Consider the following 5,277-nt stretch of genomic DNA (forward strand, 5'->3'; position numbering starts at 1 on the left):
GCGGATGGCTGGTAGATGTCCTTGAGGGGAATGTTGGTGGTGATGACCATGGGCTTGCCGGACCGGTAGCGCCCGTCGATGACGTTGTACACATGGCCCAGCATGTATTCGGTGCAGCGTTCCGCGCCAAGGTCCTCGATGAGCAGCAGGTCTCGATTCAGGATGCGGTCGAGATTGGCGCGGCGGTCCGCGAAGGAGGATTCCATCAGCGAGGCGATGCCCGCAATGTCGGTCTGGTAGGCGGAGAAGCCGAGGTCGATGACGGCGTTGGCGATGCAGGAGGCCATGAAGGTCTTGCCAGTGCCCACACCGCCCCACAGGAGCAGCCCGCCGGGATCGGACGGATCGAAGGTCTCCGCGTAGCGCTTGCACAGCTCCGACTGGCGCGGGGTGCGCCCGTCATCCGTGGCGAAGGTGCAGTCCCGGAGGAAGGGGCTGCCGTGGAAGCAGGCGTCCCGGAGCCGCTTGGCCCGTTCCGCCGCCTTCCTGAGCCGTTCCTGCTCCTCCCGCTCCCTCTGCTCCCGCAGATCGCATTCGCACAGGACTCGCACGATGCGCTCCTTCCCGCCGAACAGGTCCATAGCAGGCAGCCTCCGCTCCTTGGGCTGGCCGCAGCGCCCGCAGACCAGCAGGCCGGTTTCGTCCCGGTGGTCCTCCCCCGGCACAACATGCTGCTGTTTCTCCTCCATGTGATCCACTCCTTTCCAAGTCAGTAGAGGCCCGCGTCGAGCATGTCCTGCGCCACGCTGCGGTCCACCTTGTTGTCCTTCATGATCTGCTCCACCGTGGGCACCTCACGCCCAAGGTCGGGTGCTGGGGCCATGGATGGCGCTGGCAGTTCGTGCTTGGCCCATGTGCGGGCCATGCGCTGCCAGTCGTCCAACGGCTTGCCCGTCTTCGTGGCCCAGCCGTGCCGCTCGAACCAGTCGAAGAACCGCTGCGGGTCGATGGGCAGGCGCTCCGCGTGGATGAAGGCCGTGACCTCCTCCAATGAGGGCCGTACCGCCCGTTTTGATGGGTGCCCATTCTTTTTGTCCCCAGCTGTAGCTGTAGATGTATTATCTATATCTATATCTAATTCTTCATCTTTACCGGGATTTTGGGCACCCTCCCGGAGGCCAGTGTTTCCAAGGGTTTCCGGGGTGCCCACAGGGGTGCCCGTCCGGGTGCCCATGGGCAGGGGTGGGCAGCCCATTTGGGCACCCAAGTGGGCACCTTTTTGGGCAGGGGTGGACACCCCTGTCTGGGCATCCCCGCCGTCGGGCAACGCCCGGCAGGTCTTGAGGTAGCGTTGGACGGAACTGCGGGGCACGCCCGTCTCACGCGCGATCTGCACCTGCGAGGCGTCCGGGTGCGCGGCAACGTATTCGTGGACCACCTGCTCCCGGCTTTTCTTCGGCTGGGCGGCTTCCAGCCGCTTGGCCTCCCTGCGGGCCTCAAGCCTGCGCAGACGCTCCTCGTCCACGATCCGGTCCCAGTCCGATATGACGTAGACGCCATCCACCGCCTCGATCATGCCGAGCTGTTCGTAGGTGCGCAGGGCGAGGCGCACGGTGGTGAGGGATTCGTTCACGATACCCGCGATGATCTCCTCGTTCAGCGGCATTTCGGACTCCTTGCGTCCCGTGCGCAGCACGAACCTGCCGCCGGTGTTCTGCCCGCCCACAAGGGCGACCAGCTTGAACCAAATGGCGATCATGGTGTTGGACTCCGGCATGGTCTCGATGACCTTCACACGGGGGTCATCGAAGAAATCGAGATGGAATTTCACCCATGTGAGCTTCATCGTGCGGCTCCTTCCGTCTCCGAAGGGACCACGCCGAACCTGTCCAGCACCGACAGTGCGTAATGTGTGGCCTGCGGCGGGTTGTGGGTGATCCGGCACAGTTCCTCCTCGGTGAGCGTCCTGCCGTCCTCGCAGCGGAGGAGGTAGTCCCCATCCGCATTCATGTCCATCGCCCGGACGCGGAGAAAGAGGAAGCGTATCCACAGGCAGATGATCGTGTCACCCGAGGGCATGGCCTCGATGACCTTCACGCGGGCGTCGTCGAAGAAGTCCAACGGGAACCGGACGCAATACTCCTCGTCCTTCATGTTCCGCTCCTTTCCTGCCATCTCAACAGAATCCTGCATTGCTATTTTGCTATCTTACTATATGGGGTGGATGGCGAGGCCCCGGAAACGACACGCCGGATGCCGTGCCTCCTGCCAAAGGCAAGTGAAGCGCCGGGTAAACCGTTGTATGATGGAGGCGTCCTTTCTTTTGGATTGGGTTACCAACTCAAAAAGGATCGAAGCCCACCGATGCTTTCGCGCCGGTGGGCTTCGTCCCCCTCGTATTCAAGCTCAGTTCCACCCCTGCTGGGGCTGCCATGACTCCCCCTGCGGGGTCCACGGCGTGTCCTGAGTCTCATTGTCATTGCCGTCAGCCGTCACGGAATCCGTGGTGGGGATGGCCGTGCCGCCAGCGTCCGTAGCGGAAGCCTCCGTGTTGTTCTCCGGTTCCGTTGGCCCGGCGGCGGGCGCATCCTCCTGCGGGGCGTCAACCTCCGCCTGCTGCGTCTCCTGCTTCACCTCCGCGGCCTGTCCGCGACGGAAGGCGATCAGCGCGTCGTGGGCATCCTCGGGGGTGCGCTCCGGGCCGACGAGCAGGGTCTGCATCTCCCCGGCGTGATCCACCAGCCATTCCCGCAGCGCTTCGAGGTCGAGCCGGGTCCAGTCGCAGCCGGTCACCGTGAGCACGGTTTCGCCCAGCGTATGTGCGAGGTCGGTGCGCCATTCGCGGGCCTGCTTCTGCTCCCGTGCCAAAGCCTCCCTCTTGTCAAGTTTGGCCTGTTTGAGCTGTTCCTTCAGTTCGGCGATGTACTCTTCCAATTCGCCGCTGGACTTCATCTTCGTTGGCTTCATGGGCATGTCCTTTCGTGTAACGGTTATCGGTACCCATTTTGTCACAAGCCATGCACAGGCACCGCCAAACGGCGGTGTCCTTTGGATACCGGTGCCGGTAAAATGGAAACGGCGGAGTCACCGTTGCCACACGAAAGGAGACGGAAATGAGTGCATTCAACCCCGCAGGACTGGTAAGAGAATACGGTCAACTGGATACTTTGCTGACGGACGGTCAGACGCCCGGCAGCCATGCGGATGACCTGTTCCTCAACATGCTCGACCAATACGATCAGGCGACCGGAAGCGACGGCTACTTCGACCACGACGGCATGGTGGACGAACTGCTGGACGCCCTCAACCGACGGCTGAACCCCATCGGACTGGAAGCAAGCCGCAGCGGCGTGGTGTTCTGCAACGTGATGGACGCTCCCGACCTGCACGAGGTGGTCGGCGCGGTGGAGGCGTTCATGGAACAGGACTGGGACCGCATCACCCAAAATCATGATGCCAGCAAGCGCCCGGAGCTTCGGGACCTGTGGTACGACTACGCACCGCTCGAAGGCATCGACCAAAACGGTGTTCGGCACATCATAAGCCACGATCAGGTCACGCTTGACGAAAGCGGCGGATTCACCGTGCATGACGACGACGGCAACGCCGTCACCTACGACAGATACCGGTTCACCGTGGACGTATCCGATGATTTTAAGAATCCGGAGCATGTGCATTACGACTTCACACCCGAGGAGATGGCCGCGTTCGTCACTGGCGAGTTCGCAAATCCGGATCATGCAGCCCGTGAGGTCGCCGCCCGCAGCGTTCACCAGCATCCGATTGATGTAGAGGTGTCCGCGTTCATTACCGGCGAATACGCATACCGCCTTTCCTACGATGAGATGGAGAACGGGCTGGAAGAAGGGGAAAACCCCTACACGGGGCTGCCCGAGGCGGCTCCCACCGGTGAGGGGTTCCACACCATGGTCCGGCTTGAACGCTTCGATCCCGAATCATGGGAATGGGACGAGATCGACTCGGAAAGCGTGGACGGCCCGGATGCCGAGGCGTCCGAACCCTACGACGCCGCCGAACGGCGCATCCTCGCCCGCAACGGGCTTGAAGACCGGCGCATCGAAGTCACCGCCCCATGGGGGGATCACACCATCGAACCGGAGCCTTCTCCCGCCGTATCGGAGAAATCCGTGAGCCTCAGCGCGGAGGCCAAGACCATGCGCGACGCCTCACAGGCCCTCGACGGCCATGACGCGGCGGCCAACGAACGACCGCTGGATCGATGAACGCTTCGGATTACGCCAACACCTCCGGCAGCTTCGGATGCCGGGGGTGCTTTGCAATCAAGGAAAGGAGTATGGATGACGCCTGCTGAGAACAAGGCTCTGCGGGAAAGCATGGGCCTGACCCTGAAATGGCTGGCGAACCGGTGGGGCGTGACGGTGCAGAGCGTGAAGCGCTGGGAGGGCAGCCGCACGCCGCCACCGCAGATCGCCAAGGATATGCTGGACCTCAAAAGGAAGTTCGACGCCGAGGTGCAGCGCCTCGTGGAGGACGGCGGCGACATCGTGGAGGTGCCCCGGCGCGACCGGGACTGCACCGGCTCCGAACAGTCCGCCGCATGGGCGCGGGCCGTGGCCCAGCGTGCCAAGGAACGGCGCGGACTCACCATGGAGTTCCGGGACGCCAACGATACGGAAAAGCAGTAATAAAGCAATCCACAAAAAAGGTAAAATGGTTTGATAGTATCGACCGGAACAGCCGGTTTACGTCGTGGCCGGGGTGTGGATCAAACCCGATGGGAAAGCCCTGCGCGCTTCGCGCTCCGGTCTGCTTTCCCTCGGGCCTAAACCGGGGCCGACCCTCCCGTGGTGCGAACGGCAGGGCTGGTCAGGCAGATGGACACGCCGGAGGACACACTTAACTATCTACCCACATTCTTATCTTCCTATTATGATAGGATGATAGTAGACGGGAAAGGAGCGTGCACGGTGGTTTGGCTGCGGAAACTCGAATGCAGGATCAGGGATGCGCTTCAATCTCTCCGGGGGCGGATAGACCGGAGCCTGTTCGATGTTCTAAAGGGCTTTGCTGAGTACCAATACAGGATTCTGACCATGATCTCCTCGATACCGCCGGTGGCGATGTATCTAGTCCTCGGCGTATCCCTCGTGGCGTATCTGATTCTGGGATGCGAATAAAGCAAAATGTCATTACATCTTGCTATCATGATAGCATTCCATAGATCGATAAGGAAAGGAACCAAGATGACGGACAAGAACGTGATCGGGGATACCGCCCCGGAGGGAGACATCCCCGAGGACAACGCCAAGGCTGCCGACGGTAGCGGCTGGAAGCAGTGGAGTCTGATAAAACGGT

The 5,277-nt window shown here is 61.8% G+C and carries 6 protein-coding genes; 2 read left to right on the forward strand and 4 right to left on the reverse strand.

The features are described 5' to 3' along the window. The 4 genes from B5G37_RS13970 to B5G37_RS13985 form a co-directional block, all read right to left on the reverse strand. The coding region (locus tag B5G37_RS13970) for an ATP-binding protein (RefSeq protein ID WP_242962899.1) at positions 1 to 689 on the reverse strand (689 nt) is incomplete at its 3' end. 20 nt (positions 690 to 709) lie between these two features. Further along, positions 710 to 1,786, reverse strand: a complete 1,077-nt coding sequence (locus tag B5G37_RS13975) for a phage replisome organizer N-terminal domain-containing protein (protein WP_087258836.1) — start codon at positions 1,784 to 1,786, stop codon at positions 710 to 712. Further along, positions 1,783 to 2,133 (reverse strand): phage replisome organizer N-terminal domain-containing protein, encoded by a 351-nt coding sequence (locus B5G37_RS13980; RefSeq protein WP_087258838.1) that lies wholly within the window; start codon positions 2,131 to 2,133, stop codon positions 1,783 to 1,785. The genes B5G37_RS13975 and B5G37_RS13980 overlap by 4 nt, the downstream gene beginning before the upstream one ends. A 213-nt stretch (positions 2,134 to 2,346) precedes the next feature. Next, positions 2,347 to 2,907 carry a hypothetical protein gene (locus tag B5G37_RS13985; RefSeq protein WP_087258840.1) on the reverse strand — a complete coding sequence of 187 codons (561 nt, stop codon included), beginning with the start codon at positions 2,905 to 2,907 and terminating at the stop codon, positions 2,347 to 2,349. Positions 2,908 to 3,053: 146 nt separating this feature from the next. Between B5G37_RS13985 and B5G37_RS13990 the strand changes: the two genes are divergently transcribed. Together B5G37_RS13990 and B5G37_RS13995 are read left to right on the forward strand one after the other, a co-directional pair. Beyond that, on the forward strand, positions 3,054 to 4,184 hold the full coding sequence (locus B5G37_RS13990) for a hypothetical protein (RefSeq protein ID WP_087258841.1): 1,131 nt from the start codon (positions 3,054 to 3,056) through the stop codon (positions 4,182 to 4,184). 51 nt (positions 4,185 to 4,235) lie between these two features. Continuing rightward, entirely contained in the window at positions 4,236 to 4,607 is a 372-nt protein-coding gene (locus B5G37_RS13995; protein ID WP_143482982.1) for a hypothetical protein, read from the forward strand. Positions 4,608 to 5,277 lie beyond the last annotated feature (670 nt).

The sequence above is a fragment of the Pseudoflavonifractor sp. An85 genome (assembly GCF_002161235.1).
GTDB lineage: Bacteria > Bacillota > Clostridia > Oscillospirales > Oscillospiraceae > Enterenecus.

Bases quoted from the DNA above. Each gene is read 5' to 3' on its own strand.
- B5G37_RS13975 (WP_087258836.1), bottom strand. From the start codon at position 1,786: ATGAAGCTCACATGGGTGAAATTCCATCTCGATTTCTTCGATGACCCC.
- B5G37_RS13980 (WP_087258838.1), bottom strand. From the start codon at position 2,133: ATGCAGGATTCTGTTGAGATGGCAGGAAAGGAGCGGAACATGAAGGAC.
- B5G37_RS13985 (WP_087258840.1), bottom strand. From the start codon at position 2,907: ATGAAGCCAACGAAGATGAAGTCCAGCGGCGAATTGGAAGAGTACATC.
- B5G37_RS13990 (WP_087258841.1), top strand. From the start codon at position 3,054: ATGAGTGCATTCAACCCCGCAGGACTGGTAAGAGAATACGGTCAACTG.